General features: G+C 69.2%; 25 protein-coding genes. 6 read left to right on the top strand and 19 right to left on the bottom strand.

Going from position 1 to position 24,680, the window contains the following annotated elements; all coding sequences use genetic code 11:
* Positions 1 to 47: 47 nt before the first annotated feature.
* Genes Sco07f_RS22395 through Sco07f_RS22385 form a run of 3 tightly spaced genes read right to left on the bottom strand, consistent with a single transcriptional unit; the run spans position 48 to position 1,855 of the window.
* On the bottom strand, positions 48 to 524 hold the full coding sequence (locus tag Sco07f_RS22395) for a DUF2752 domain-containing protein (RefSeq protein ID WP_159106974.1): 477 nt from the start codon (positions 522 to 524) through the stop codon (positions 48 to 50).
* A 45-nt stretch (positions 525 to 569) separates the two neighbouring features.
* Complete coding sequence (locus Sco07f_RS22390) at positions 570 to 1,226, bottom strand: DUF305 domain-containing protein (protein ID WP_108988971.1); 657 nt, start codon at positions 1,224 to 1,226, stop codon at positions 570 to 572.
* Entirely contained in the window at positions 1,226 to 1,855 is a 630-nt protein-coding gene (locus Sco07f_RS22385; RefSeq protein ID WP_108988970.1) for a thioredoxin-like domain-containing protein, read from the bottom strand. Before Sco07f_RS22385 ends, Sco07f_RS22390 begins: the two co-directional genes overlap by 1 nt.
* A 144-nt stretch (positions 1,856 to 1,999) precedes the next feature.
* Between Sco07f_RS22385 and Sco07f_RS39775 the strand changes: the two genes are divergently transcribed.
* The gene (locus Sco07f_RS39775; protein ID WP_159106973.1) at positions 2,000 to 2,194 is read left to right on the top strand and encodes a hypothetical protein; all 195 of its coding nucleotides are present in this window, start codon (positions 2,000 to 2,002) and stop codon (positions 2,192 to 2,194) included.
* 293 nt (positions 2,195 to 2,487) lie between these two features.
* On the opposite strand, the gene Sco07f_RS22380 is transcribed toward Sco07f_RS39775, so the two are convergent.
* The 3 genes from Sco07f_RS22380 to Sco07f_RS22370 form a co-directional block, all read right to left on the bottom strand.
* Complete coding sequence (locus Sco07f_RS22380) at positions 2,488 to 4,455, bottom strand: copper resistance CopC/CopD family protein (RefSeq protein ID WP_159106972.1); 1,968 nt, start codon at positions 4,453 to 4,455, stop codon at positions 2,488 to 2,490.
* Positions 4,456 to 4,581: 126 nt separating this feature from the next.
* On the bottom strand, positions 4,582 to 5,565 hold the full coding sequence (locus tag Sco07f_RS41125; protein WP_108989137.1) for a M56 family metallopeptidase: 984 nt from the start codon (positions 5,563 to 5,565) through the stop codon (positions 4,582 to 4,584).
* Positions 5,565 to 5,936 carry a BlaI/MecI/CopY family transcriptional regulator gene (locus tag Sco07f_RS22370; protein WP_108988968.1) on the bottom strand — a complete coding sequence of 124 codons (372 nt, stop codon included), beginning with the start codon at positions 5,934 to 5,936 and terminating at the stop codon, positions 5,565 to 5,567. The genes Sco07f_RS41125 and Sco07f_RS22370 overlap by 1 nt, the downstream gene beginning before the upstream one ends.
* Positions 5,937 to 6,491: 555 nt before the next feature.
* Here Sco07f_RS22370 and Sco07f_RS22365 point away from each other — a divergent pair.
* The 3 genes from Sco07f_RS22365 (at position 6,492) to Sco07f_RS22355 (ending at position 9,244) form a co-directional block, all read left to right on the top strand.
* Positions 6,492 to 7,346, top strand: coding sequence for a DUF8832 domain-containing protein (locus Sco07f_RS22365; RefSeq protein WP_108988967.1), 855 nt, complete (start codon positions 6,492 to 6,494; stop codon positions 7,344 to 7,346).
* A 20-nt stretch (positions 7,347 to 7,366) separates the two neighbouring features.
* Positions 7,367 to 7,897 carry a carboxymuconolactone decarboxylase family protein gene (locus Sco07f_RS22360; RefSeq protein ID WP_108988966.1) on the top strand — a complete coding sequence of 177 codons (531 nt, stop codon included), beginning with the start codon at positions 7,367 to 7,369 and terminating at the stop codon, positions 7,895 to 7,897.
* A gap of 81 nt (positions 7,898 to 7,978) precedes the next feature.
* On the top strand, positions 7,979 to 9,244 hold the full coding sequence (locus Sco07f_RS22355) for an MFS transporter (protein ID WP_108988965.1): 1,266 nt from the start codon (positions 7,979 to 7,981) through the stop codon (positions 9,242 to 9,244).
* A gap of 266 nt (positions 9,245 to 9,510) precedes the next feature.
* Here Sco07f_RS22355 and Sco07f_RS22350 read toward each other — a convergent pair whose 3' ends face one another.
* From Sco07f_RS22350 to Sco07f_RS22340, 3 genes are all read right to left on the bottom strand, one after another.
* Complete coding sequence (locus Sco07f_RS22350) at positions 9,511 to 10,365, bottom strand: F510_1955 family glycosylhydrolase (protein ID WP_108988964.1); 855 nt, start codon at positions 10,363 to 10,365, stop codon at positions 9,511 to 9,513.
* A 146-nt stretch (positions 10,366 to 10,511) separates the two neighbouring features.
* A complete protein-coding gene (locus Sco07f_RS22345; protein WP_108988963.1) occupies positions 10,512 to 11,189 on the bottom strand; it encodes a DUF305 domain-containing protein in 678 nt (225 codons plus the stop codon).
* 95 nt (positions 11,190 to 11,284) lie between these two features.
* A complete protein-coding gene (locus tag Sco07f_RS22340) occupies positions 11,285 to 11,662 on the bottom strand; it encodes a hypothetical protein (protein ID WP_244942138.1) in 378 nt (125 codons plus the stop codon).
* Positions 11,663 to 12,011: 349 nt separating this feature from the next.
* Between Sco07f_RS22340 and Sco07f_RS22335 the strand changes: the two genes are divergently transcribed.
* On the top strand, positions 12,012 to 12,347 hold the full coding sequence (locus tag Sco07f_RS22335) for an ArsR/SmtB family transcription factor (RefSeq protein WP_108988961.1): 336 nt from the start codon (positions 12,012 to 12,014) through the stop codon (positions 12,345 to 12,347).
* Positions 12,347 to 13,072 carry a cation efflux transmembrane domain-containing protein gene (locus Sco07f_RS22330; RefSeq protein WP_108988960.1) on the top strand — a complete coding sequence of 242 codons (726 nt, stop codon included), beginning with the start codon at positions 12,347 to 12,349 and terminating at the stop codon, positions 13,070 to 13,072. Before Sco07f_RS22335 ends, Sco07f_RS22330 begins: the two co-directional genes overlap by 1 nt.
* A 70-nt stretch (positions 13,073 to 13,142) precedes the next feature.
* On the opposite strand, the gene Sco07f_RS22325 is transcribed toward Sco07f_RS22330, so the two are convergent.
* The 10 genes from Sco07f_RS22325 to Sco07f_RS22280 all read right to left on the bottom strand — a co-directional run bounded on the left by Sco07f_RS22325 (position 13,143) and on the right by Sco07f_RS22280 (position 24,556).
* A complete protein-coding gene (locus tag Sco07f_RS22325; protein WP_108988959.1) occupies positions 13,143 to 13,814 on the bottom strand; it encodes an SCO family protein in 672 nt (223 codons plus the stop codon).
* A 359-nt stretch (positions 13,815 to 14,173) separates the two neighbouring features.
* Positions 14,174 to 14,926 carry a cytochrome c biogenesis CcdA family protein gene (locus tag Sco07f_RS22320; protein ID WP_108988958.1) on the bottom strand — a complete coding sequence of 251 codons (753 nt, stop codon included), beginning with the start codon at positions 14,924 to 14,926 and terminating at the stop codon, positions 14,174 to 14,176.
* Positions 14,927 to 15,459: 533 nt separating this feature from the next.
* The gene (locus tag Sco07f_RS22315) at positions 15,460 to 17,739 is read right to left on the bottom strand and encodes a heavy metal translocating P-type ATPase (RefSeq protein WP_108988957.1); all 2,280 of its coding nucleotides are present in this window, start codon (positions 17,737 to 17,739) and stop codon (positions 15,460 to 15,462) included.
* Positions 17,740 to 17,851: 112 nt separating this feature from the next.
* On the bottom strand, positions 17,852 to 18,139 hold the full coding sequence (locus tag Sco07f_RS22310; protein WP_108988956.1) for a heavy-metal-associated domain-containing protein: 288 nt from the start codon (positions 18,137 to 18,139) through the stop codon (positions 17,852 to 17,854).
* A gap of 212 nt (positions 18,140 to 18,351) precedes the next feature.
* Positions 18,352 to 19,515 carry a PLP-dependent cysteine synthase family protein gene (locus Sco07f_RS22305; protein ID WP_108988955.1) on the bottom strand — a complete coding sequence of 388 codons (1,164 nt, stop codon included), beginning with the start codon at positions 19,513 to 19,515 and terminating at the stop codon, positions 18,352 to 18,354.
* Positions 19,516 to 20,347: 832 nt separating this feature from the next.
* The gene (locus Sco07f_RS40730; RefSeq protein WP_244942113.1) at positions 20,348 to 21,667 is read right to left on the bottom strand and encodes a M23 family metallopeptidase; all 1,320 of its coding nucleotides are present in this window, start codon (positions 21,665 to 21,667) and stop codon (positions 20,348 to 20,350) included.
* Positions 21,668 to 21,764: 97 nt separating this feature from the next.
* A complete protein-coding gene (locus Sco07f_RS22295) occupies positions 21,765 to 22,016 on the bottom strand; it encodes a hypothetical protein (protein ID WP_108988954.1) in 252 nt (83 codons plus the stop codon).
* Positions 22,013 to 22,870 carry a prolipoprotein diacylglyceryl transferase gene (gene lgt / locus Sco07f_RS22290; protein ID WP_108988953.1) on the bottom strand — a complete coding sequence of 286 codons (858 nt, stop codon included), beginning with the start codon at positions 22,868 to 22,870 and terminating at the stop codon, positions 22,013 to 22,015. Before lgt ends, Sco07f_RS22295 begins: the two co-directional genes overlap by 4 nt.
* A 235-nt stretch (positions 22,871 to 23,105) precedes the next feature.
* A complete protein-coding gene (locus Sco07f_RS22285) occupies positions 23,106 to 23,882 on the bottom strand; it encodes a cytochrome c biogenesis CcdA family protein (protein ID WP_108988952.1) in 777 nt (258 codons plus the stop codon).
* Complete coding sequence (locus Sco07f_RS22280) at positions 23,879 to 24,556, bottom strand: TlpA family protein disulfide reductase (protein WP_108988951.1); 678 nt, start codon at positions 24,554 to 24,556, stop codon at positions 23,879 to 23,881. Before Sco07f_RS22280 ends, Sco07f_RS22285 begins: the two co-directional genes overlap by 4 nt.
* Positions 24,557 to 24,680: the final 124 nt, after the last annotated feature.

Below are 24,680 nucleotides of genomic sequence, written 5' to 3'. Positions count from 1 at the left end.
TCCGGTCGTGCGGAAGGACAGTGGCGCACCGGAATGGCGGCCTCCGGTCAGCGCAGCCCGGCGGTCATCAGTAGCTCGGCCTGGCCCTGCTGGCGGATCTCCAGCGCTACCAGGGCCAGGACGAGCACCATCCAGCCGATCCGGCCGGGACGCACCCGCAGCACCGGGCCGCGCCGGACGAACACCCCGGCCAGGAGCCGGGCCAGGGCGGCGACGGCGACCACCGCGACCAGCAACCCGGCCGGGTTGTAGCGCCAGGCCATCGAGATATCGCCACGGAAGACCGCCACGACCGAGCGTGTCAGCCCACACGTCGGCGCCATGATCCCGGCATCGTGCGTCGGCCCGTGCAGGTCGACGGGGAACATCCCCCACACCGCCATCGCCACCCCAACGGCGACGATCACGGCGCCACCCGCGCCCAGCCACCACCAGCGGGCGTTCCGTGACTCGAAACCGATCCGTGCCTGTGGCAGCCAGCGTGCACCGGGCGGAGCGTCGGACGGGGCCCAGGTTTCTGTCATGGCACTCCTCACCTGCATACGACCGCGGCGCTGAGCAGAAATGGTTCAGGCGGCAGCGCCACGCTCGGCGAGCATGTCCACCATCAGCTTCATCTCCGACTCCTGGCCCTGGACCATACTCTCGGCCAGGCGCCGCACCTTCGCATCACCGGCCATGTCGGCGGCCGTCTCAGACATCTCGATGCCGCCCTTGTGATGTGCTGTCAGCAACCGCAGGTACAGCACCTCCGCAGCCTTTCCCTTGGCCTTGCGCAGCTGGTTCATCTGGGTGTTGGTGGACATGCCCGGCATGAGCGAGCCGTCGTGCGCCTCGTACATGGGCATGGACATCGACCCGTGACCGTGGCCCTCATCCATCCAGGCCATCGGCGGCTTCTGCGAGGACTTGGGCACGTCCCACGCCTCCAGCCAGCCCAGCAGCATGCCGCGCTGATTGGCTTGGGTGTTGATGACGTCGTACGCCAACCGCCGCACGTCCTCGTCGTCGGTGCGATCGCGCACGATGAACGACAGCTCCACCGCCTGCTGGTGATGGATTGCCATGTCCCGGGCGAAGCCCACATCCGCCGAGCCCTCACTCGGCGTGTCGTCCCCGCCGGGCCGCATCGCGATCAGCACGGCCGCCGCCACGGCCAGGGCAAGGACGACGGAGGCCACGGCGAGCCACCAGGGCCGTCGCCGTGCGAATGTGATCGGTTCCATCAGCCGATCCCTCCGGTGCAGGCCGCGCCCGGCTCAGGGGTCTGCGGGCCCTGCACATACTTGTCGAAGAACTCCGCCACCCGCGCATCGGATGCCTTGTTCACCTTCAACTGGTGACCCCAGGCGGTCAGCGTGATCGGTGAGGACTCGCTCTTGTAGGGGCTCATGAGGGTGTACGGGGTCTTGGACACCCGCTGGCTGAGTGTCTTGATGTCGGCGGCGGTGGCCTTGTCGTTGTAGGCGACCCAGACCGCGCCGTGCTCCAGGGAGTGCACGGCGTTCTCGTCCTTTATCGCCTGGTCGTAGACGTTGCCGTTGCAGTTCTGCCAGACCGGGGCGTGGTTGCCGCCGGCGGGCGGGTGCATCGGGTAGGCGACGGCCTTGTCGACGTGGGTGCGGCCCAGGTCGGGCCAGGTCTGCTCGCCGCGTACGGGGGCGGCCTGGGCCTTTTCCTTGTCGTTGGCGGAATCCAGTAGATACCAGCCGCCGACGGCGATGCCTGCGACGATCGCTGTGGAGGCGCCAATAGCGATGATCTTGTTGCGGCGCTCACGCTTCTGTTCGGCGCGGCGCATCTCCTCGATGCGGGCCCGGCGGGCTGCCTTCTGGGCCTTGGAGTTGGCTCCCATGGGATGTCCTTGTCCCCGCCGCTCCGCATTTCTTTGGGGCCGGCGGTGCTGCACGTGTAGTCGGTGTCGTCGTTGGACGCGGGGCGCCGCCGCGCGCTCTGCGCAGGCTTCGGCGCGGTGACCTAAACGAGCAGGAGTTGCAGCATGTGCAAGTCGGGAGGCCCTGGACCGCTGTCCGCGGGGGCGCGGCAACGGGACCGGCACGCGGTCGGCGGCTGCCCCGGCCGCACGCCAGGCTGGGGCGGGATCGCGATCGCCTGGGTGGTGCTGTGGACGGCGTCCGTGCTGGGCAAGTCACAACACGAGGGGGACGGCCGGCCGGACGCCTGTGGGCAGTGAGTCCGGTCGCAGTCGCTGCCCGGGGAGGCAGCCGTCGAGACGGCGGTCTGATCACCCCCGTTGTCACTCGCGTTCCGCAAGGTCGATGCCATGGTCACAGGGCCGGTGGACGCCATCGACGCCATGGGCGAAGCGTGAGCCGACGTCGCGAGGACGCATGCGGTGGCACTGGCGGCGAGTATGGTCAGCAGCAGTATCAGCAGCGTGCGTGCAGGCCGAAGCGGGCCCCGTCGGATACCCCGGCGGGCTGCTCGCATCGGTCTGGCCGACATGTCGTCCTCTTTCTGCGGCTGTTACCGGCCAACGGACGCGGCATCGCCCGAGTGGTCGTGCCGGTCCCTTTCCTGTCCCTGTGGTTCCGGATAGGTGAAAGTGCGACGGATGAAGTGGTTGGGCGCGACCAAGGTCTCCCGTACGACGCGCTCTTGATCGTCCAGGGTCAGCTCCAGCGCGAGCCGCTCGCCGGGGAAGCCCAGTGCGAGCACGGTGTTGCCCTCCGCATCGGTGAAGCGGGAGCTGAGCGGCGCCTGCCCTTTGGCATAGGGCTCGGAGTCGATGAACTGCTTCCCGGTGACCTCCAGCCTTGTCGGCGCGACCCGGGTGCGGTCGATGTCACTGGCCACCAGCTCATGCAGGGTGAAAGCGTCGATCGCGCGCATCGCCTTCACCACGCGCTGGAGCAGCTTCGCGTCGGGGCGGACCGGCCACATCACCCGCAGCGTGTCCTGACCGCCGCCCCAGCCCTGCGCGCCGGCCTTCACAGTGAGCAGGTTCAGCCCCTTGCGCCAGGTCACCCGCGCGTAGAAGCAGCCCTCACCACAGCCGCGGATCGCCAGCGCCCGGGTACGGCCGCCCGGCGTGGTCAGGGTGAGTCCGGCCTCGTACGAAAGTCTCGCCTCGCCGCCGTTGTCGCTGAGGTCGGTGTCCGGGGCGGTCAGCCGCACGACGACCTGGCCGGAGGAGGCGGTGGCGGCGATGCCGATTTGGTCCGCCCGTCCACCCGCCGTGATCGCGTTTCCGCTCGGCGGCGGCGCGAAGGGCAGCGCGGCATTCACATTTCGGGGCGGCTGGGTCACGCTCAGCAGCGCGGTGACGCCGAGCACGGCCACCAACGCTGAGGCCTCGACCCGGGCCAGCAGGTGGGGCGCGCTGCCGGCCAGCCTGCGACGGGCGGCGAGGGCCATTCCACAGGCCGCCCCCACCAGCGACAGCTTGACGACGAGAACCTGTCCGAAGGAGGTGTCCCACAACTCGGACCAGGACAGCAGCAACAACCCGGACAGCGTCCCGGTGAGCAGCACGACGAGCACGAGGGCCAGGGCGAGGCGGGCGTAGTGGCGCAATACCGCGCGGGCGTTCGACGCCCACCGCCAGGCCCGTCCCAGGCGTAGCACATGGACGAGCGCGCCGATCCACACCGCCGCCGCCAGCAGGTGGACCGTGGTAAGCACCGGCCCCCACACCGCCGACTCCGCCGCCGGATGGGCTCGCAGCCCCTCCGCGACTGCTGCCACGAACAGCGCCCCGGCAACAAGGCGCCGCTGCTTCAGCCGCAGCGCGACCATGGCCCCCAGCCAGGCCACCGTCCCGACCACCGCCAGGATCCCCGGCCGTCCGTCGAGCACTGCGGCCCCGGACGGCGAGGTGACCCCGTCAACCAGGCTGCCGCCTCCGGCGATCAGCACCGTCAGCCCGATCGAGGCCACCAGGCCGGCTGCCGTGCCGGGCAACACCCACGACCGGGGACGCCCGGCGCCCTCCGGGACGCGCTGCCGCGAAGCGAGCCGCTCCCCGACCAACCCGCCAAGAGACAAGGCAAAGGCCGCATACAGCACCCACCGCAGCGCCGCGGTTGCCGGAGCCCCGCTCACCTGCTGCCTGCCCGGCGCGCCGGAAGTGGACCCCAGCTCCGCCGTTACGGAGCCCACGGCGAAGCGGTACGTCCCGCTCATCACGTCGCCGTCCTCCGCGACCGCCTGCCAGGTGACCGTGTACACGCCCGGCCCCATCATCGAACGGACCGGTGCTGTCAGCTGCTTGCCACCCTCGCTGCGGGCGACCGCGCCGTGGGGCACGGACGCCCCGCCGGGTGCCGTGATGTGCAGCGCCTTCGCCCCGCTGGGCCGTACCGGCTCGTCGAAGACCAGGGCGATTTCCTTGGGTGCGGTCGGTACCGCGCCCTCGATCGCCGGGGAGGCGAACAGCAGAACCGCATGCGCTTGCGCCGGCGCTGGACCGGTCAGTAGCCCGGCCAGGGCCAACAGGACCGCGGCCGTCAGACGAGCGGCCCAGCGGGCCCACGCACCACACATCCTAAATACCTAAGTTCACTAGGAGATTGTGCCGGTCAACCTACCAGGCCCGGTCTGCCGGGCAGTGGGGTGGGGTCAGTAAGCGGGCTGTGGGGCGGCAACCGGCGGTGCGGTCGGGAGCGGGCAGGCGTTCATGCCGCTCGCGGCCACCGCAGGCTCGACGGCCACCACGAGCGGCAGCACCAGTACCGCGCCCGCCACCAGCGCACCGCCCCAGGCGATGGCACGCTTCAGCGGCCGCTGCGGAGCGAGGAGTCGACGCACCCGGCCGGCCGCGTGCCCGCCCGACGCGGCCAGCGAGGCCGCCGGAACCCCGGCTCCGGCCATCTCCACCAGCGCGCTGGCCAGCGTCAGCGCGTCCGACCGGGCCGTCGCCTCGTCGTCGGCGGCCAACTCCACCAGCCGCCGTGTCTCGCTCGCCGCGGTACGGAAGAGGGGCACGCGGGGGAAGGCCCGCTCCAGCGCCTCCGCATAGGCCAGCACCAGGTGGTGCCGCTGCCGGATGTGGGCCCGCTCGTGGGCGATCACGGCATCCAGAGCGCGCGGCTCAAGGGTCGTCAGCGCGGCGGTGGTCAGCACGACCCGGTGACCATGACCGGGTAGGCAGTACGCCGCCGGACGGTCGTGGTCCAGCACCGTGACCCCGAGATCGGGACGATGACGGCCCGCGAGATCCAGGACGGCGGCGTGCTCGGACCGCTGACGGCGGGCCCGTACGAGAGCGGCCGCCAGGCACCACCCGATGCGCGCGACCAGCGCAAACGCCAGCACGGTTCCGCTCGCCGCCACCGCCGCCCCGCCGGGCGCCGCGTACTGTGCCCGCAGCGCCATCACGCACTCCTGCAGCATCGCGGCGAGGTTCCCGCTGACAGGCACTGTGGGTACCGCCACCGCCAGCCCCGCCAGCGTCACCGAGATGATCACCGTCGCGGTCAGCGCATGCCACGCCCAGATGCCGAGCCGTGGCGCACGGTCCAGCCACGACGCCCGCTTCAGCCAGAGCGGACCGAGCCCACCCAATACGGCGGAGTAGCCAAGAAGCAGCAGCGCGACCGTCATCACCTGCCCCCATCCGCCCGCGCGGCGAGCGCGGCCCGCAGCTCGGCGACCTCGTCGGCGTCCATCTCGTCGAACAGCCGCACCAGGGTCGCGGTACGGTCCGCGCCGCTCTCCCACACCTGGTCGATGAGCGAGGCCGCGTACTCCTCACGGCTCTTCGTGGACGTGTACCGGTAGGCGCGGCCGTCCTTGGCTCGCGACAGCCAGCCCTTGCGGTGCAGAATCTCCGTGACGGTGTGCACGGTGTTGTAGGCCAGCGGCTGCGGCCGGTCACCGTTCAGCTGATCCAGCACCGCGCGGACCGTCACCGGCTCACCACTGGTCCAGACGACATCCATGATCGCCTGCTCCAGCTCCCCGAATCCTCGCACCAGCCGCCCTCCTCAGACCAAAACCTAAGCGACATAGTACGTGCTGCAGCCCGGCCGACGTCCAGGCACACTACGTGCGGTCTCCGGCTCACGCCGTCATACGGAATGGTCCGCTGCGCGGTGACTTCGAGTTCCCGCCCGGTGCCCGGGTCGTGGCATACGACCGGGGCACCGGGCGGCGGCGCGCTTCTGCGAGTGGCCACCCATCCTTCGATCGTCTTGTGGCCTGATTCCAATTTGGCGCTAGAAGCGTCCGAGCCCAACCGGTCGAGGGGCGGGGTTCGATAGGGCAGTTCTATGGGTCCGTGAGCGCGTGCGGATCATGCCGCATCAGCCCGTGAAACCAGTCCGCTGCCGAGAGATGCCAGGACTCGGTTCCGTAATTCGTGCACCCGGCGGTCTCAGCGCTGTAGCGGTGATCCTCGCGGTGGCGTGGTGAAGCCTATGCGGTGGGCGCGCAAGAGGGGTTTCTATATACCCCCGGGGGGTATATAGTCGCCGTCAGCGCCCTGAACGGGCGGCTTCGGTAGGCGCTTCTATTTCTTGGGAGAGGGCATGCGGAATCACTCCGATCACGGCGGACACGGTGCAGCCCAGCCCGGCGGGCTGTCGGTGTCGCAGAGTGGGTACACCCTGGAGCTCGAGTCGGCTGTCCTCGCCGCAGGGGTGCAGCCGGTGCGCTTCCGGGTCGTCGGTCCCGACGGGCGGGCGGTGACCGATTTCGTGGCCGAGCACGAGAAGGAACTGCACTTCATCGCCGTGCGGCGGGACACGGCCGGGTTCCAGCACGTCCACCCTGTGCGTGACGAGAAGGGCGACTGGAGCGTCGAACTGGACCTGACGCCTGGCGACTGGAGGTTCTTCGCCGACGTCCACCCGGCCGGCCACGACGGAACCCTGACGCTCGGGATCGACGCCGCGGTCGCCGGGGTGTACGAGCCCCGCCCGTTGCCCGAGGCCACCGGCGTCGCGAGGGTCGGCGAGTACACCGTCGCCCTCGACGGCGCGCTCGTGCCCGACGAGGCGAGCGAGCTGACCCTCACCGTCAGCCGCGACGGCCGTCCCGTTACCGACCTGCAACCCTACCTCGCCGCATACGGGCACCTCGTCGCCCTGCGGGTCGGCGACCTGGGTTATCTGCACGTCCACCCGGAGGGCGAGCCCGGTGACGGCACCACCGCCTCGGGCCCCGGCATCACCTTCCTGGCCGTCGCGCCCACCCCCGGCACCTACCGGCTGTACCTGGACTTCCGGCACGCCGGCGTTGTCCGTACCGCCGAGTTCACTGTGCGGGCCGCCCACAACCCCCACGCGGCCCAAACCGCCCACGCCGCCCAGACCGGCGCGGCCGCCGAGCCCGCGCACGAGGGCCACCGGCACGGCCACCCGACGCACTACGCCCACCTCTGACTGTGAACGTAAGGAGCGTCATGCCTCGCCTGAACCCCCTCACACCCGACACGGCGGTCGGCGCCTCGCGCGACCTCCTCGCCGACCTGGTCTCCCGCCACGGCCAGGTCGGTGACATGGTCGCCACGACGGCGCATTCCCCCGCCGTGCTCGGTGGCTACCTCCAACTCAGCCGCGCCATGGGCCGGGCCAAGCTGGACCGCCGGATCAGCGAGCGAGTCTCGGTCGCCGTCCAGGCCCAGCAGGGCTGCGGACTCTGCCTCGACGCGCACATCCATGCCGCCCGCACCCTGGGCGTGGAGGAGGAGGAGATCGAGCGGGCCCGCGCCGGCACCTCGGCCGATCCCGCGATCGCCGCGGTCGTCGCCCTCGCCCTCCAGGTCTACCGGGCGCCCGCGTCGATCACCGACGACCAGGTCGCCGCCTTGCGCGAGCACGGCTTCAGCGACCGCGCGATTTCCGACGTCGTGGGCGTCGTCGCGCTCAACCTCCTCACCGGCGCCTTCAACCTGCTCGCCGGTCTCACCCCGGAGAGCACCGCCCGTGCATAGAGATCTCCCCGCCTGTACCCGCGGGGCACGGCCTCCGTCCCGGAGCCGTGCCCCGCCGCATGGACACGGAAGGAAACCGCCATGCGTCTGTTCGCCCTCCGCGACTACCGCCGCCTGTTCGGCGCCCAGGTCATCGCCCTGTTCGGCACCGGGCTGACGACGGTGGCCCTCGGCCTGCTCGCCTACGACCTAGCCGGTCCGAACGCCGGCATGGTCCTCGGCACGGCCCTCACCATCAAGATGGTCATGTACGTGGTCATCGCCCCGTTGGCCGCCGCGTACGTCGACCGGCTCCCCAGACGAACGCTCCTCGTCCTCCTCGACGTGGTTCGCGGCGCGGTGGTCCTCGCGTTGCCGCTGGTTACCGAGGTCTGGCACGTCTACGTCCTGATCGGCCTGCTGCAGGCCGCCTCCGCGGCGTTCACGCCGACGTACCAGGCAGTCATCCCCGACATCGTCACCGACGAGTCCGCCTACACGCGCGCCTTGTCGGCGTCCCAGGTCGCCTCCACCATGGAGAGCCTGCTCAGCCCGGTGCTGGCGGCCGTCGCCCTTGCGTTCCTGAGTTTCGACCGGCTGTTCCTCGGCACCTCCGCCGGATTCCTCCTCTCCGCTCTCCTCGTTCTGTCGGCGCGCGTCCCGGATGCCCGGCCGAGCGCCCACACCAGGGCGTGGGACAAGGCGGCGGCGGGGATCAGGACCTTCCTCCGCACGCCGAGACTGCGCGGGCTCATGGCGCTCAACCTCGTGGTCGCGGCGGCCGGGTCGATTGTCGTCGTCAACACCGTCAACCTTGTCCGTGACGGGCTCGGCGGCTCGCAGTCGGACGTCGCCTGGATGCTCGCCGCCTCCGGAACCGGCACGCTGGTGGCCGCCCTCGTGCTGCCGCGTGTCCTCGACCGGGTCGCCGCCCGCACCGTGATGACGACCGGCGCCGCAGTCCTCGTCGGCGCCACGGGTGCCGCGGTGACGCTGGTCGCGACGGGAATCGCCACCTGGGCCGGCACGGCGGTGATCTGGAGCGCGATCGGCGTCGGCATGGCGCTGATCATCACGCCGACCGGCAAGGTGCTGCGCGCCTCAGTCGCCCGGAACGCGATCCCCGAGGCGTTCGCCGCCCAGTTCTCCCTGTCGCACCTGGCCTGGCTGATCACCTACCCCGTCGCGGGCTGGATCGGCACGGCAGCCGGCCTCACCCTCGCCTGGTCCGTCCTCGCGGTCCTTGCCGGGGCGGGAGCGGCCGGCGCCCTCCTGCTGTGGCCGCGCTACGACACCCCGGTGCCGGTCACCGGCCCAGTGTCCGGCGCACCGGCGAAGGACCGCTCCAGCCTGGCCAAGGCCGCCTGAGCTCAGCTCTAACGCGGCGGCGTCGACTCCCCGTCCCCGTGGTGCGGAGGGAACCCCGCTCTTCAGCGTCTGCAGCCCGCAGATCCGGACTCCATGCCCAGAGGGCGAGCGTCGAGGACCTGCGTGTCATACGGCCGCCGTGGGTGATCGGCCGCACTCAGCCGACGTCCCGGCCCCTCCAAGGTCGTGCCCTCGGAAGCGGGTCTGGACGTCGGCTGCGGACCGGCGTACAAGCGGTCATGGCTGCAGAACTCAGCTGGTGACGATCAGTTTTCGCCGCTGACTCCGACGTCCAGACGCCTCGTGAAGGTCTTGCCGCCGTCCTTCGACTCGTACACCCCGGTCTGTGTAGCAGCCAGGATGTGATCGGTTCCTGCGGCGGTGAGGGCCTGGGGCTGCCCCCCTGGGACCGTGCCAGTCTGCCGCCACGTGGTCCCTCCGTCGGTGCTGCGGTGCAGCGTGCCGGCAGTGTCGATGCCGTACAGGGCGTCCTTCGTCGGCCAGGACAGGAACGCCATCATCGGCTGCTGACCGGCGGTGAAGGTTTTGCCGCTGTCCGTGCTGCGTGCGACTCCCTCGGCGGTGGTGGCGAGGAGGAGGCCAGGATCCTCGGGGCTGACCGTGATGTCGAGGGCCTGGACGCTTGCCCCGTCTTTCCAGGTCTTGCCGTCCTTGCTGGTACGCAACAGGCCGCCGGTGGAATCGTAGCCGTAAACGGTGTCATGGACGTAGTCGAGCGCGTGGAAGTCGGACTTGCCGGAGAGGGACAGAGACTTCCAGGTCTTGCCCGCGTCAGTGCTCTTGATCAGTCCTTTGTTGCCACCGGTGGTGGGGTGGCCGCTGGCGTAGAAGGTCTTGGGCCCGGCCACCGTGAAGCCCATGAAGTCGTCTTTGCTGTCACCCACCAGGGTCGGCTTTCCCTGGGCGTCGGGGGTGTAGACGCCCTCGTGCGTCGCAACGTACAGACGCTGGTCGGAGGGGTCCAGACCGAGCCCATGGATGTGGCTCACCGTGACACCGGGTGCGGAGGCATCCGTATCGGCCTCGTCGCCGGAGCATGCGGTCAGGGTGAGCGTGAGCGCGGCGGCGAGGGCTGCCGCGGCGGCAAGGCGCGAGTTCATAGGTCCTCGAAGGAGAAGTTGTGCGGGCGCGGCGCGCCGTGTGCAGAGACCGGCGCGCCGGGGAGGAACGACCACCCGGGCCCGGAGTCGGAACCGGGTGGTCGATGGCGCGACGCGGGATCGACTGTGCGGCCGCGTCGCCCGACTCAGAGTCGGTCGAGGATGCTCTGGAGCTGCTCCACCTCGGCGGACTGGCCCTTGACGATGTCGTCGGCCATCTTCTTGGCGTCGGCGAACTTGCCGTTCTTCTGTTCGTCCTTGGCCATGCTGATCGCGCCGTTGTGGTGCTCGATCATCATTTCGGCGAACGCCTTGTCGAACTCGGTGCCCTTCATGCCCTTGAGTTCGTCCATGTCCGCCTCGGACATCATGCCGTCGCCGCTGCCGTGGCCTCCATGGTCCATGCCGGGCATGGACTCCATCTCGGTCGGCTTCCCCCAGGACTCCAGCCAGCCCTTCATCGTCTTGATTTCCGGGTCCTGTGCGTTCTCGATCTTTTGTGCGATGTCCTTGACCTCGGCGTCGGAAGCGCGGCCGTCGGCCAGCTTCGCCATCTCCAGGGCCTGCTCGTGGTGCGGGATCATCATCTGAGCGAACGTGACGTCCGCGTCATTGAAGTCCTTCCCCTGTTCCGCGCTCCCGGCGGCCTGGCCGGTGGCCGTCGCGGAAGCCGAGCTGTTGTTGCTGCCGTGATCCATACCGCTCATGTCGTCGCCGTCACCACCGCAGGCGGCGAGGAACAGGGAGCCGGCGGCGACGAGGCCCACTGCGGCGAGGCGACGGGCGGGCTTGCGGCGCAGAGCAGCGCGAGTGAAGGCAGTCATGGTTCGAGTCACCTTTTGTGTCGGTTTCGGGTGCTGTTTTGCCGTACGCGGAGTCGCGGGATCGCACGTGTGTGCGCACGCGAGTGCGGTTCGGCCTACAGCCGCAGGACCGACAACTGGGTGAGATCGGGGCAGCGTGGGGGTGGATTCGGTCGCAGCACGGCGGCGACCTGGGCGAGGAGCCGTGCCAACCACTCGCGATGTCTGGCGAAAGCGGACTTCAGCAGCGTGAGGAGCATCCATGCGCTGAACAGGACCGCCACGCACAACGAGAGCATGTCCATCGCCGCACCGGGGGCGTGCGTAGGTGACGCGTCCGATGGATCCGCCGCATGGCCGACCGGCTCGGTGTTCGTCAGGGCGAGCGGGCTCACGGCGTCGTGAGCTGTTGAGGTGCCGTCCATCGCCGACATGTGGGATGTGGTGCTCATGCCGGAACCGGAGGAGTCGTCGGGATGCCCCAAGGTGTGCATCGTGAGAACGCCGAACGCGAGCACGACGACGAGCAGTAGGTGCCCTAGGGCTCCTCCCGCGCGTGCATGTCGGCTCGGCCGCATTCCGCAAAACTCCGTTCCTGACCGTTGAACATCGGTCCATCCGACAGTACCGAACGGACGCGGGTCACGGCGCGAGAGGTACGCCCGAACGGAGATTACCGGCGGATCGTTGAAAGCTGTCACTGCGTTCGGAGGGGACGGCCGTCTCGGACCTGGTGAGGGGCTCCGTCGAGCACGGTGGTGACGTATGGGTGCGGCGGAGAGCCGCTGGAGCCCTTATGGTTCAAGGTGTTGTGAATTCACGAATGTGTGTATCGTGTCATCTATGCTGAGTCTTGCCACCGACCTTGACGCGTTGACCCGGTTCGGGCGGGCGCTGGCCGACCCGATCCGCTGTCGCATCCTGCTCGCGCTGCGCGAGGAGCCGGCCCACCCGGCCGCGCTGGCCGACCTGCTGGAGATCTCCCGCACCCGGCTGTCGAACCATCTGGCCTGTCTGCGGGACTGCGGATTGGTCGTCGCCGTGCCGGAGGGACGCCGGGTGCGCTACGAGCTGGCGGACGAGCGGTTGGGACACGCGCTGGACGACCTGCGCACCGCCGTGGTCGCCGTCGAGGCCGACAGGACCTGCGTGGACGCCGACGAAAAGGGCTGCTGCTGATGACAACGGACATCTCCCTGTCCCTCGGCCCGTCCCCGGCCCGCCGTGACGTCCTGGCCAAGCGCATACGTCTGTTGGTGGCCGCGACGATCACCTACAACGTGATCGAGGCGGTCGTCGCCATCACCGCCGGCACCATGGCTTCCTCCACCGCGCTGATCGGTTTCGGCCTGGATTCGGTCATCGAGGTCTCCTCGGCCGCCGCGGTCGCCTGGCAGTTCTCCGCCCGCGACCACGACCTGCGCGAAGCCCGCGAGAAGGTCACCCTGCGGATCATCGCCGTCTCCTTCTTCGCGCTCGCCGCCTACGTCTCCTTCGACGCCGTCCGCGCGCTGGCCGGCACGGGCGAGGCCGAGCGCTCCATACCCGGCATCGTCATCGCCGCCCTATCCCTGGCGATCATGCCGTTCCTGTCCCACGCCCAGCGCAAGGCCGGGCGCGAACTCGGCTCCGCCTCGGCGGTCGCGGACTCCAAGCAGACCCTGCTGTGCACCTACCTGTCCGCCGTGCTGCTGGTCGGCCTGGTCCTCAACGCCACCCTCGGCTGGTCCTGGGCCGACCCGATCGCCGCCCTCGTCATCGCCGCCATCGCGGTCAAGGAGGGCATCGAGGCGTGGCAGGGCAAGGGCTGTTGCGCTCCCAACACCACTGCCGTAAGCGCCGGTGCGGGCAAGGTCGAGTCGGACGCCTGCGGCAGCTGCGGCCCGGGCTGCGACTGCTGCTGACCGGCATCGGCCGAACGAGAGAAGGGCTCCGGCCCCGCGTGATGCGGGAGGCGGAGCCCTTTTCTCGTGGTCAGCGGGTGCTCTTGACGAGCAGCGGCAGGTCGTGGGCGTAGTCGTCGCTGGTGGTGCCGGCGGTGTAAACGACGTGGGCCATGTCGTCGGCGGGCAGGAAGGCGGCGACCTGGGCGCCGTGGTCGGAGGTGACGGTACCGTCGTGGTGCTTCTTGGGCTCCTCGACGGAGATGCCGAGGGTGAACGCGGCCTTCTTCACCTTGTCCAGGTCACCGGACAGGCCGGTGAAGTTCGGCCCGAACGTCTTGAGCCACTTGCCCAGACTCTTCGGGGTGTCGCGCTCGGGGTCGGTGGTGATGAAGACGACTTCCACGCTGTCCTTGACCGTCTTCGGCTGCTTGGACAGGGCGAGGGAGATGTCGCCCATGGTGGTGGGGCACACGTCAGGGCAGTTGGTGTAGCCGAAGAACATCAGCGTCGTCTTGCCGGCGGTCTGCTTGCGCAGATCGAACGGCTTGCCGGCGGTGTCGGTGAGTACCAGGTCGGGCTTGGTGAAGCCGCTGTCCAGCGCGGTGCCCCGGTAGGGGGAGTTGTCCGCCTGGGAGACCACGGCTGCGGGCTCCCCGTCGGCGTGGTGCTCTTCGGAGGCGCCGCAGCCGGCCAGGAGCATCGCGGCGGCGGTGGCGAGAGCGGCGGCGGTCAGGCGGATCGGACGCGTGCGGTGCTGCATGGTCGGCTTCTCAGTTCTCTTCGGACTCGGGCTCGGGCGCGGGCGCGGTGGCGGCCAGGACGGGGGCGAGGACGGCTTGCGTGAGGTGTTGGCCGCGGTCGGTGAGGCGGTACATCGCCAGTCGCCCGTCGCGGCGGGAGGCGGCCAGGTGCGTGGCGTGCAGGTGGTGGGAGACTTCCGGGTCTGGTCGACGAGGAGGTCAACCGGCATCCGCACAACGTTATTCGACACTGGCCCCCAGGCCCTGCGGCCGTGGGTGAACTCCGCCACGGGCAGTTCCCGGTACAGGAGGTCGCCGGCGTCGTCCCCGCGCACGTCACTCACGTCGAAATCCCTCGTTTTCCGGGTGGGTGTACAGCTCAGATGCCAATGGTGTAGTCGGCCGTCCAGGACTGCATCTGGCTGATCATGGCGCTCCACACCCCGGTGACCATGAGCAGCCCGGTCGCGATCATCATGCCGCCGCCGATGCGCATGACCCACTGGTAGTGGGCCTTGACCCAGGTGAAGACTCCGAGGGCCTTGCGGAAGGCGAGGCCAGCGACCAGGAAGGGCACTCCGAGTCCGAGGCAGTAGGCCACGGTCAGCAGGGCGCCGCGGGAGGCACTGGCCTCGCTGAACGCCAGCGCTTGCACGGCGGCCAGGGTCGGGCCGATGCACGGCGTCCAGCCCAGGCCGAACAGCACCCCCAGCATCGGCGCCCCGGCCAGGCCGACGGCCGGACGCCGGTGCAGGCGCCATTCCCGGCTCATTCCCGGCAGTACGCCCATGAACGACAGGCCCATCACGATCGTCAGGCCACCCAGCACCCGGATCAGCAGGTCCTGGTGTTCCATCAAAGTGTTGCCCGCGTAGCCGAACGCGGCGCCGAAGGAGACGAACACCCCCGTGAACCCGGCCAGGAACAGCAAAGTGCCGGCGAGGATTCGGCCTCGGCGTACGTCGGCGAGGTCCGCGCCGCTGACCCCGGTGACATAGGACAGGTAGCCGGGCACGAGCGGTAGCACGCATGGGGAGAAGAACGACACCAGCCCTGCCAGGGCGGCGATCGGGATGGCCAGCAGCACCGAGCCGGTCAGCACGGTGGACTCAAGTCCGGCAGCCACCAGCATGGCTCGACACTCCTTCGTACAGGGCCTCGATCGCACGGGCAGCGACAGGGAAGCGGGGGAGGCCGTGGCATACCCGAAGCAACAAGCTAACGGACGTTGCTACTGAGCCTGACCTCGCCCCTACCACACCGACCACCCCAGCAGAGGTATGCCGCTGTCCCTCGAGTCATCCCGTCGGGTTTTCGGGGAGGGTGTCCTGTTGGCGGGGCGGGGCACACGCTTCCGGGCGAGACGAGCCGGCGGCGCCCTTCTGCGCGAGGTGGGTCGCCACGGCTTGGAGCAGAGCAGCGGCCGTCATCCGTACCACCGGATGCTGGATCATCTTTCGAAGCGTGTCTGTTCGTGACGTCTGGCTCATCGGTACACCTCTCTCGTTCTATCGCTGAGCCGTTGATTCGCCGGGTGTGCGCCGACGGCCTGCCGGACCCCAGGGGGCTCGGCAGGCCGTCGGCCGGTACATCGTTCTCGTGCTGTTCGGTGGTCCGTCGTTCAAACGCCGACCTGCGTGGTGAGTGAGGCCAAACCGAGTCGGACTACTTGAAGGACCGCAGGCGGAGGCTGTTGGTGACGACGAAGACCGAGGAGAAGGCCATCGCCGCTCCGGCGATCATCGGGTTGAGCATTCCGGCCGCCGCGAGCGGCAGCGCGGCGACGTTGTAGCCGAAGGCCCAGAAGAGGTTGCCCTTGATGGTCGCGAGGGTCTTCCGGGACAGCCGGATCGCGTCCGCGGCGACCCGCAGGTCCCCGCGCACCAACGTCAGGTCGCCGGCCTCGATCGCCGCGTCCGTGCCGGTGCCCATGGCCAGTCCCAGGTCGGCGGTGGCGAGCGCGGCGGCGTCGTTGACGCCGTCGCCGACCATGGCCACCGTTCGGCCCTCTGACTGCAACCGCTTGACCACGTCCACCTTGTCCTGGGGGAGGACCTCAGCGATCACTTCGTCGATTCCGACTGCCCGCGCCACCGACTCGGCGACGCGCTGATTGTCTCCGGTCAGCAATACCGGCTTCAGCCCCAGCCGCCGCAACTCGGCGATTGCTTCGGCGCTGGTCTCCTTGACCGCGTCGGCGACCGTGACAACACCGCGGGCCTCGCCGTCCCAGGCGACAGCAACCGCAGTGCGCCCCTCGGCCTCCGCAGCCACTTTGGCCTCGGCCAGTTCACGGGGCAGCCCGATAGCCCACTCGGTGAGGAGTTTCTCGCGGCCGACCAGCACCGCGTGCCCGTCGACCACGCCTTGCACACCGAGGCCGGCGACATTTTCGAAGTTCTCCGGTACGGGCAGGCTGCCCACCTGTTCGATCGCTCCTACGGCGATTGCCTGGGCGATCGGGTGCTCCGAGGCGTGCTCCAAGGCGCCGACGAGTCGCAGAAGTTCTGCCTCTTGGACGCCCTCGGCGACATAGACATCCTGGAGGCTCATGCGGCCGGTGGTCACCGTGCCGGTCTTGTCGAGGACGACGGTGTCGACACGGCGGGTGGATTCCAGGACTTCGGGGCCCTTGATGAGGATGCCGAGCTGGGCGCCGCGCCCGGTGCCGACCATCAGCGCGGTCGGTGTGGCGAGCCCCAGTGCACAGGGGCAGGCGATGATCAGAACTGCGACGGCCGCGGTGAACGCCGCAGCCGGGTCCCCGGTCATGAACAGCCAGGTCAGGAGCGTGCCCAGTGCGACAAGGATGACTGCGGGGACGAACACGGCGGAGATGCGGTCGGCCAGGCGCTGAACCGCCGCCTTGCCGTTCTGCGCGTCCTCGACCAACCTCGCCATCCGCGCGAGCTGGGTGTCCGCACCGATTCGCGTAGCCTCGACGACCAGCCGTCCACCGGCGTTCACGGTCGCTCCGGTGACGGCATCCCCAACGGTCACGTCCGTCGGCACCGACTCGCCGGTCAGCATGGAGGCGTCGACGGCCGAGCTGCCCTCGACGACGGTGCCGTCGGTGGCGACCTTCTCCCCGGGCCGTACGACGAACCGGTCGCCAACCGCCAACTGGGATACCGGAATCCGTACTTCCGTACCGGAGCGCAGTACGGCGACGTCCTTGGCACCCAGCTCCAGCAGGCTTCGCAGAGCCGCGCCCGCCTTGCGCTTCGACTTCGCCTCCAGGTAGCGCCCGGCGAGGATGAGTGCGGTCACGCCGGCCGCGGCCTCCAGGTAGATGGAGGAGGAGCCGTCCGAGCGGGAGATGGTGAACTCGAATCCGTGCCGCATGCCCGGCATCCCGGCGTGCCCGAAGAACAGCGCCCACAATGACCAGCCCAGCGCGGCGAGCGTACCTATGGACACCAGCGTGTCCATGGTCGCGGCACCGTGTCGGGCGTTGGTGAAGGCGGCCTTGTGGAAGGGGAACGCACCCCAGACCACGACGGGGGCCGCCAGCGTCAGCGACAACCACTGCCAGTTGTCGAACTGCAAAGCTGGGACCATCGCCATCAGAACGACGGGCACTGAGAGTGCGAGCGACACGAACAGGCGCTGACGCAGTGAGAGCAACTCACCGTCCGCCGTCACCTGGACGGTCTCGGACCCACTCTCGGAAGGCGAAGCGGGAGGGGGTGGCTCCTCGGCCGTGTACCCGGTCTTCTCGACGGTGGCGATGAGGTCGGCAACCTGGATCTCTCCGCCGTACGCGACCTTCGCCTTCTCGGTGGCGAAGTTGACCGTCGCGGTGACGCCGTCCATGCGGTTGAGCTTCTTCTCGATGCGGGCCGCGCACGAGGCGCAGGTCATGCCGCCGATGGAAAGCTCGACCTCCGCGCTGGGCGGCGGCGCCGTCGCGGAAGTGGTCTTCTCCGGAGCCGTGCTGCTCATGGACGTCACTCCTGGGAACTGCCGGGGCGTACCGCGTCCGTGTGAGCGGAGCGGTACGTCCCGACGCGGAAGGGGAATGCGGGTATTGCCGGCGCGGGGCCCGGGACGGGCGTCAGTCCTTGCCGATGAGCTCGTACCCGGCCTCGTCGACGGCGGCTCGTACGGCCTGCTCGTCGAGCGGGGTGGCGGAGGTGACGGTCACCTCACCCGTCTTGGCGACCGCCGAGACCGCGGTGACGCCGTCGAGGGCCGAAATCTCCTTGGATACGGCGCCCTCACAGTGGCCGCAGGTCATGCCGGACACCTTGTAGACGGTGGTGACGCCGACGTCCTGGACACCGGACGTGGTGCCGGTGCCGCAGGAACCACAGCACGAGCCTGAGTTGTTCTGATCGGTCATGGCTTCTTCCTCGGGTGGGGTGCGTGTGTCGGTCTCTGCCGTGAGGGGCGCTATCGGATTCCGCATCCCTCGCACGACAGAGAACACTATACCCCCCTAGGGTATTTCTTGCTCGGGGTCTCCTGTGAGGGAAGCCACATGGCAGGTGCGCCGGCTGAGAGCGGAGTGCATCCCTCAGTCGCGGCAGGCCGTGACGCGGCCCTGCGTCTCTGTCATCGCGCGTACGTCATTGGGCCGCCCTTGGCGAACAAGGGAGCGTTGGTGGCGCCGGTGGACGCGAGCGGGTCGACCACCCGGGTACAGCGCGTCCATCGGGACACGACCCGGTCGTGAGGATGGCCGATCTCGTCCGGAGCCTCGGCGGGGAGGTGGCCGAGGAGCTGGTTGGCGAGGCAGTACCTGTCGTCGAAGACGGTGCCGACGTAGCGCTGGGGCCCATCGGGGAAGACGGCGACGACACGCTCCTCGGCCGGCAGGGTGCGGGCCAACCAGCGGGCCACGAGGGCGACGGCTCCGACGCTCCAGCCTCCGGTGGCGTAGTGGTGGTGTGCCAGCTGTCGCGCTGCCCAGACGGCCTCCGGGGCGGCGACCCAGTGAACCTCGTCGAAGAGGTCGTAGGCGACGTTACGAGGATGGATACTGCTGCCCAGGCCCCGCATGAGGCGAGGCGCGGCGGGCTGACCGAAGATCGTCGAACCGGTGCTGTCCACGCCGACGACCCGCAGCCCCGGAAGGAATCCACGAAGAACCGAGGCGATGCCGGCGGAGTGGCCGCCGGTGCCCACCGCCACCACAAGGGTGTCGATCCGCCCCAGCTGAGCGACGAGTTCGTGGGCGAGAGGGGCGTACGCGGCGACGTTGTCCGGGTTGTTGTACTGGTCGGGGCACCAGGCGCCCGGGCACGCAGCGAGAACCTCCTGCACGCGCCGAAGGCGGGCCTGCTGCCAGCCCCCGGTCGCATGTGGCGTTGTGACGACATCGACCTGGGCCCCGTACGCGGTGAGCAGGCCGGCCACCAGCGGTTCCATGCCGGGGTCGGTGACGACGGTGACCGGGTGGCCATATACCGCGCCCGCGAGGGCCAGGCCGAGCCCGAGCGTGCCGGAGGTGGACTCCACGATGCGGGCGCCCGGCTGCAGATCTCCGCGTTCCTGGGCGGCTAGCACCATGTGGAGGGCGCTGCGGTCCTTAATGCCGCCGGGGTTGTGACTCTCCAGCTTGGCCCAGAAGCCCCGTCCAGCGGTGGCGAAGGGTTCTCCGATCCACAGCACCGGGGTGTCCCCGACGAGTCCGGCGGGCGAATGGGCTGGGCGTTTCGCGTGAGCGGGGAGCTGGGCGGGTGACGACGGGACGGTGAGTGGGACCACGTAGTTCATGGCGTGCCTCTTCCGCGGCCGGCGGACCCAACTGGCTCCGGCCGTCATGAGGTTGTGGGGGAGTGGCTGACCGGTGGCCGCCACAGAGGTGGGCGAGACAGCGCTCGCCGACCCCCGGGGAGGCTTAAGTGCCGGTCAGGTCCGCCACACGCCGAGGCGGGATCGTGACTGTCCTCCGTGAGCTGCGCCGGAAGGCTCGAAGGCCGGCGCCTCGCTTTGCCTGAGGGGCGGGGTCGCGTCAGCCGGACGGGACTGCAGGGTGTGGGCATCCGAATCGGGCGCTGGGACGGTCGTACGCGTTGGATGCGCCGTCGGTTCGTCCTCGTCCAAGCAGCACCCGTGCCCATGCCCGGGGGGTTCCTCAGCCGTGAGGTGTGCTTCCTGCGGTACGGCGGACGCGTGCCTGTGGTCCCCCTGTGCGCGATCGACGGCGTACGTGTTGTGGTGCACGACAGACGCGGAGACGACGTTGTGCGCGTGGTCCGTCGCTATCGGCTTCACACCGTGGGCGCACGCAAGCACGTGGAGGAGCGCGGCCAGCAGCACGGAGAGGACCGCTCCGGTCGATGACCAGGAGCGGCCGCTGCGCCGTAGGGTGCGGGCCTTCATGAGCACAAAAGGTAATCGCACATGTGCGGTAAGTGTGGGCGAGGGGTCGTGCTCAGGATGCGCCGCATCCCGGGTGGTGCGAGTAAAGGTGCGTGTCAGTCGGGTCGCATCGACCTGGTGTGATGCTGTGAAGTTCCGGCAACGCGGCTCGTCCGGCGGAGTGAAGTCGTCGGCTGACCGGGCGACGACTTCGCCGGACTTTGATCCGGCCGGGTTCGCTTTGCTACGTCGGGTCGAGACCGTGGTTGCGCAGCCACGTCAGCGGGTCGACAGGAGCGCCTCCGCCCGGGCGTACTTCCAAGTGCAGGTGGGGGCCGGAGGAGTTTCCGGAGCTGCCGGCGTAGGCGATGACCTGGCCGGCCTTGACGTGGCCCGAGCGGGTCCTGGCGGAGGCGAGGTGGCAGTACCAGGTCTGCGTGCCGTCGGGTGCGGTCACGATGACCATGTTTCCGTAGAACTGATGCCACTTCGTCTGGACGGTGCCGTCCGTCACCGCCATTACTGGCGTGTTCATGGGAACCGGGAAGTCGAGCCCCGTGTGCCGGTTGGACCACATCGAGCCGGCCGCTCCAAACAGCTCACCCACCCCGCGCTGCGCGACCGGCAGAGCGAACTTCGGCCGAAGTGCCTCTTGACGGGCTGCTTCGGCCTTCTTTCTGGCCGCTTCCTCCCGCCTGCGCTCCTGCTCCTCCAGCCGCCGCTGCTCCAGGTCGAGCCGTTCCTGGGTCCGACTGACGCGGTCGGCGAAGTCTCGGGCGTCTTCCGGGAGTTGGTTGAGTCGTGCGTCCACTGCGATACCGGGGCTTGGCGGCGCGGCGGCCGGGGTTGCGTCAGCACCGGCCTGCACCGTCTCTCCGGTCGGGTCGCCGAGTCCGACGGAGACCGCGGCGAAGCCGGATATTCCCAGGAAAGCGACCGAGGGGGCGGTGACGCTGAAGAATGCTGATCGCCGGGTCGAAGCCCGCCGGGTGCGGAGATCGGCGCGGCGCGGTGCCGGCGTGAGTGCATCTACGCGCTGGGCGTCCCGAGAGCCTTCCGGCTGGGGGGCGTCTGCCGGGCCGCGGTCGATGCCGTCGGCGGTAAGGAAGGTGTCGAACTCACCGGGCGACGGCTGGCGATCGGGGGAGTGGTCTGGTTCTTGGAGGGCGGGTACGTCGAGGAACGAGCCGCTGCCCGCATGCGGCACCGCCTCCCACTCGGACGGCCTTGCAGCGGCCGGAGAGCTCCACATGCTGTAGTCGCCGTCGGGATGAACGGTCGTTTCGCTCTGCCACTCCTCGGAACCGCCGTCGGCATGCAGTTGCCCTGCGTCATCCGCACCGTGGCGCGGCGCGGAGCCGTGCTCCCAGATACTCGATTCGGTGCTGTACAGAGGGACATCACCGTGGGCGTGGCCCCATCGGTCGGCTTGGACGTGCGACAGCTCCGTGATGCCACTGGGCCCGAAGCCCGGGTGCCTGTGGTCGGTGCCAATTCCAGGCCAGGCGCTCGGCACTTGGGTGGCTGGTATCGCGTCCTGGAAGGGGTACTCCTCGTCGGTCACCGGTTCTTCTCTCGCCTCGGACACTGGGACGGGGGAAGCGTCCAGCCCCTACATACAGCCAAACTACTACGGTGGTTAGTGCACGTAATGCGCGGTACTACGACCGTGCGTCGAAGATTCCGGCCCGCCACGCGCCAAGGGCGGCGCCCACGATCCCGCCCACCAAATACAGGACGGAGTGGCCGCCGGGGAGGACATTGAGGTCGCTGAACTCCTCGATCCAGTTGAGCACGATCACTAGCAGGCTGAGCCACAGCAGGGTCCAGCCGAAGATCCGGGACGGCGCGGAGCGGGTGTGCAGGCGGCCGATCTTGGTCTGCGGTCGCTTGGTCTTCTTGGTGTTCTTCATGCCGTCTTCTTCTGCTCCTGTGCGGCCGATGCGTCGGGAGTGGACAGTTCCTCCCGGCCGGGGTGTTGCCGCGCCGAGATCGCGAAGTAGGCAACAGCCGCGGTGAAGAGAAGGATCGAGGTCCAGTCGTTCAGGCGTAGCCCGAGGAGGTGGTGGGCCTCGTCGATGCGCAGATACTCGATCCAGAAGCGACCGGCGGTGTAGGCGGCGACGTACAGCGCGAAAGCTCTGCCGTGGCCCAGCTTGAAGCGGCGGTCGGCCCAGATGACCAGCAGAGCGACACCGATGTTCCACAGGGACTCGTACAGAAACGTGGGGTGGTACGTCGCCACGTGCGGGCTGCTCGCCGGTCGGTTCTCGGGGTCGATCTCCACGGCCCAGGGCAGGGTGGTCGCTCTGCCGTACAGCTCCTGGTTGAACCAGTTGCCCCAGCGGCCGATCGCCTGGGCCAGGGCGAGGCCGGGAGCGGCCGCGTCGGCGAAGGCGGGCAACGGTACGCCGTGCCGGCGGCAGCCGATCCAGGCGCCCAGTGCGCCGAATGCGACGGCGCCCCAGATGCCGAGTCCGCCCTCCCAGATCTTGAAGGCGTCGACCCAGTCACGGCCCTCACCGAAGTACAGCTGGTAGTCCGTGATCACGTGGTAGAGCCGACCGCCGACGACGCCGAACGGTACAGCCCACATCGCTACATCGGCGACGAGGTACCTGTCGCCGCCGCGTCCCTGCCAGCGTCGGGAGGTGAGCCAGACGGCCACGAAGATGCCGATGATGATGCAGAAGGCGTAGCCCCTGAGCGGGATGGGACCCAGATTGACGACTCCGGTCGGCGGACTGGGCAGGTAGGCGAGCTGCATGTCTCGCAGTATAGGCAGATGCTGCTAAGTCACTTAGCAAAGAATCGGTTGTGTTCCGGCGCGGTCGTGAATCGGACACCACGGCATTGGTTCATAGCAACAGGCGCCAGAGCTTCGTCAGTGTGTGCGGGCTCGGTGGTCGGCAGCGTTCCCTGCGGCCCGGTCACCTCCGGGTCCTGCACTGCCCCGGACGCGTCACCTCATGGGTGTAGAGCAGCCGGTCACTGGCGCAGGGCTACAGGGGAAGCTCGAACCCGGTCACCAGTGATTGCATGCTCGCGATCAGTTCTCCCCACCAGCCGGTGATCTGCATCACGCCCACGACTACGAGCAGAGCCCCGCCGAAGCGCATCACTGCGCGGGCATGCCGTCGCGCGAAGGCGAACCGCCGTACCGCGCCGCTGAAGGAAAAAGCCGCGACCAGGAATGGCACGCCCAGGCCAAGACTGTAGGTGAACGACAGCAGAGCCCCGCGCCCCGCGCTCGCGCTGTCGGCGGCCAGCGTCAGGACGGCGGCGAGTGTGGGGCCGATGCACGGCGTCCACCCGATCGCGAACAGCGCCCCCAGTACAGGCGCACCCAGCAGCCCGGCGCGCGGTCGATAGGCCGGGCGCCAGCTGAGCCCGCTGAGTGGCAGCCGTTCGAGCACGCCGGCGAAGAGCAGTCCGAGAATGACGGTGAAGGCGCCGAGTACGACGGTCAGCGTGCGCTGGTGCACCAGCAATGCGGCGCCGGCGCCGCCGAACAGCGCACCGTAGCTGGTGAACACCACCGCGAACCCGGTGACGAACAACAGTCCACCCACTGTCACCCTCCAGCGGGAACTCCGCCCATCCGTCGGCCCGGAAGCGGTCGCGCCCGTCATCCCGGCCACGTAGGACAGATATCCGGGTACCAGCGGCAGGCAGCAGGGGGAGAAGAACGACAGGAGCCCGGCGGCGAGCGCCAGGAGAAGGGCGAGCAGCAACGGACCGGCCGTCACTGTCTCGCCGATGCCGGCGACCAGAGTCATGCGCCCGCTCCCTTGTCCGGCTGCTCGGCGGCCAGTTCCCGGACCACCGTGTTGAGCGTGTCGTAGGTCGTCGGTCCGATGATCCGGGCGGCGATGCGCCCGGATCGGTCGATGAGTACGGTGCTGGGTACCGCTGAAACGGGGACCAGGCCGTCGAAGCGCAGAACCAGTCGACCGTCACGGTCGCGGAGGCTGGGATAGGTGATCTCGTAGTTGCGCTCGAAGGCCATGGCAGCCGAGTCGTTGTCCCGGGTGTTGAAGCCGACGAACCGCACGCCGAGTTTCCGGGTCGCATCGGAGATCTTCTTAAGCGCGGGAGCCTCTGCCCGGCAGGGCGCGCACCATGAACCCCATACGTTGATCACAACGACGTCGCCGCGCCAGTCGGCCAGATCGAGCGTCCCGCCGCCGACCAGCTCGCCGCTGATGGCGGGAGCGGCGGGCCGTTCGCCAACTGGGTACTGGGTGAACCCGGACTTCTCGCGCTGCGAGGAGGCAGTCGATGCCCCCGACCCGTCGCCGGAACCGCATGACGCCAGGGTCAGGCCCGCGGCGGCGGCCAGGGCGACGGCACGCCAGACGCGGAGAGACCGTGTGAAGCGATGGCTCCGCCCTGCCGCGTTCCGCGCCGGCGGAACGGAACGCCGATCGGTGCGTGGCGGCGCTGCTGCCATGGCGGTGCTCCTTAGCTTCTCATGGATTCGGTTCCGTGAGGCATGAGTGGGCCTGGTAACCGTCTAAGCAGGTTAGGCGTAGATCTGAAAGCGGTAACGGCCGGGGTGCCCTGAAGTGCAACCG

The organism is Streptomyces coelicoflavus (assembly GCF_003112555.1).
In the GTDB taxonomy this organism is placed as follows: Bacteria; Actinomycetota; Actinomycetes; order Streptomycetales; family Streptomycetaceae; genus Streptomyces; species Streptomyces coelicoflavus.
Note: the sequence above shows the minus strand (reverse complement) of the source record. Positions and strands in the feature narration are given on the sequence as shown.

What these genes read in the sequence shown, in the direction of transcription:
- lgt (WP_108988953.1), bottom strand. Translation starts at nt 22,870, where the DNA reads ATGCAGCTCGCCTACCTGCCCAGTCCGCCGACCGGAGTCGTCAATCTG.
- Sco07f_RS22395 (WP_159106974.1), bottom strand. Translation starts at nt 524, where the DNA reads ATGACAGAAACCTGGGCCCCGTCCGACGCTCCGCCCGGTGCACGCTGG.
- Sco07f_RS22310 (WP_108988956.1), bottom strand. Translation starts at nt 18,139, where the DNA reads ATGACCGATCAGAACAACTCAGGCTCGTGCTGTGGTTCCTGCGGCACC.
- Sco07f_RS39775 (WP_159106973.1), top strand. Translation starts at nt 2,000, where the DNA reads ATGTGCAAGTCGGGAGGCCCTGGACCGCTGTCCGCGGGGGCGCGGCAA.
- Sco07f_RS22335 (WP_108988961.1), top strand. Translation starts at nt 12,012, where the DNA reads ATGCTGAGTCTTGCCACCGACCTTGACGCGTTGACCCGGTTCGGGCGG.
- Sco07f_RS22355 (WP_108988965.1), top strand. Translation starts at nt 7,979, where the DNA reads ATGCGTCTGTTCGCCCTCCGCGACTACCGCCGCCTGTTCGGCGCCCAG.
- Sco07f_RS22330 (WP_108988960.1), top strand. Translation starts at nt 12,347, where the DNA reads ATGACAACGGACATCTCCCTGTCCCTCGGCCCGTCCCCGGCCCGCCGT.
- Sco07f_RS22385 (WP_108988970.1), bottom strand. Translation starts at nt 1,855, where the DNA reads ATGGGAGCCAACTCCAAGGCCCAGAAGGCAGCCCGCCGGGCCCGCATC.
- Sco07f_RS22345 (WP_108988963.1), bottom strand. Translation starts at nt 11,189, where the DNA reads ATGACTGCCTTCACTCGCGCTGCTCTGCGCCGCAAGCCCGCCCGTCGC.
- Sco07f_RS22365 (WP_108988967.1), top strand. Translation starts at nt 6,492, where the DNA reads ATGCGGAATCACTCCGATCACGGCGGACACGGTGCAGCCCAGCCCGGC.
- Sco07f_RS22285 (WP_108988952.1), bottom strand. Translation starts at nt 23,882, where the DNA reads ATGACTCTGGTCGCCGGCATCGGCGAGACAGTGACGGCCGGTCCGTTG.
- Sco07f_RS22325 (WP_108988959.1), bottom strand. Translation starts at nt 13,814, where the DNA reads ATGCAGCACCGCACGCGTCCGATCCGCCTGACCGCCGCCGCTCTCGCC.
- Sco07f_RS22390 (WP_108988971.1), bottom strand. Translation starts at nt 1,226, where the DNA reads ATGGAACCGATCACATTCGCACGGCGACGGCCCTGGTGGCTCGCCGTG.
- Sco07f_RS22320 (WP_108988958.1), bottom strand. Translation starts at nt 14,926, where the DNA reads ATGCTGGTGGCTGCCGGACTTGAGTCCACCGTGCTGACCGGCTCGGTG.
- Sco07f_RS22305 (WP_108988955.1), bottom strand. Translation starts at nt 19,515, where the DNA reads ATGAACTACGTGGTCCCACTCACCGTCCCGTCGTCACCCGCCCAGCTC.
- Sco07f_RS22315 (WP_108988957.1), bottom strand. Translation starts at nt 17,739, where the DNA reads ATGAGCAGCACGGCTCCGGAGAAGACCACTTCCGCGACGGCGCCGCCG.
- Sco07f_RS22340 (WP_244942138.1), bottom strand. Translation starts at nt 11,662, where the DNA reads ATGCACACCTTGGGGCATCCCGACGACTCCTCCGGTTCCGGCATGAGC.
- Sco07f_RS22360 (WP_108988966.1), top strand. Translation starts at nt 7,367, where the DNA reads ATGCCTCGCCTGAACCCCCTCACACCCGACACGGCGGTCGGCGCCTCG.
- Sco07f_RS41125 (WP_108989137.1), bottom strand. Translation starts at nt 5,565, where the DNA reads ATGACGGTCGCGCTGCTGCTTCTTGGCTACTCCGCCGTATTGGGTGGG.
- Sco07f_RS22280 (WP_108988951.1), bottom strand. Translation starts at nt 24,556, where the DNA reads ATGGCAGCAGCGCCGCCACGCACCGATCGGCGTTCCGTTCCGCCGGCG.
- Sco07f_RS22295 (WP_108988954.1), bottom strand. Translation starts at nt 22,016, where the DNA reads ATGAAGAACACCAAGAAGACCAAGCGACCGCAGACCAAGATCGGCCGC.
- Sco07f_RS22350 (WP_108988964.1), bottom strand. Translation starts at nt 10,365, where the DNA reads ATGAACTCGCGCCTTGCCGCCGCGGCAGCCCTCGCCGCCGCGCTCACG.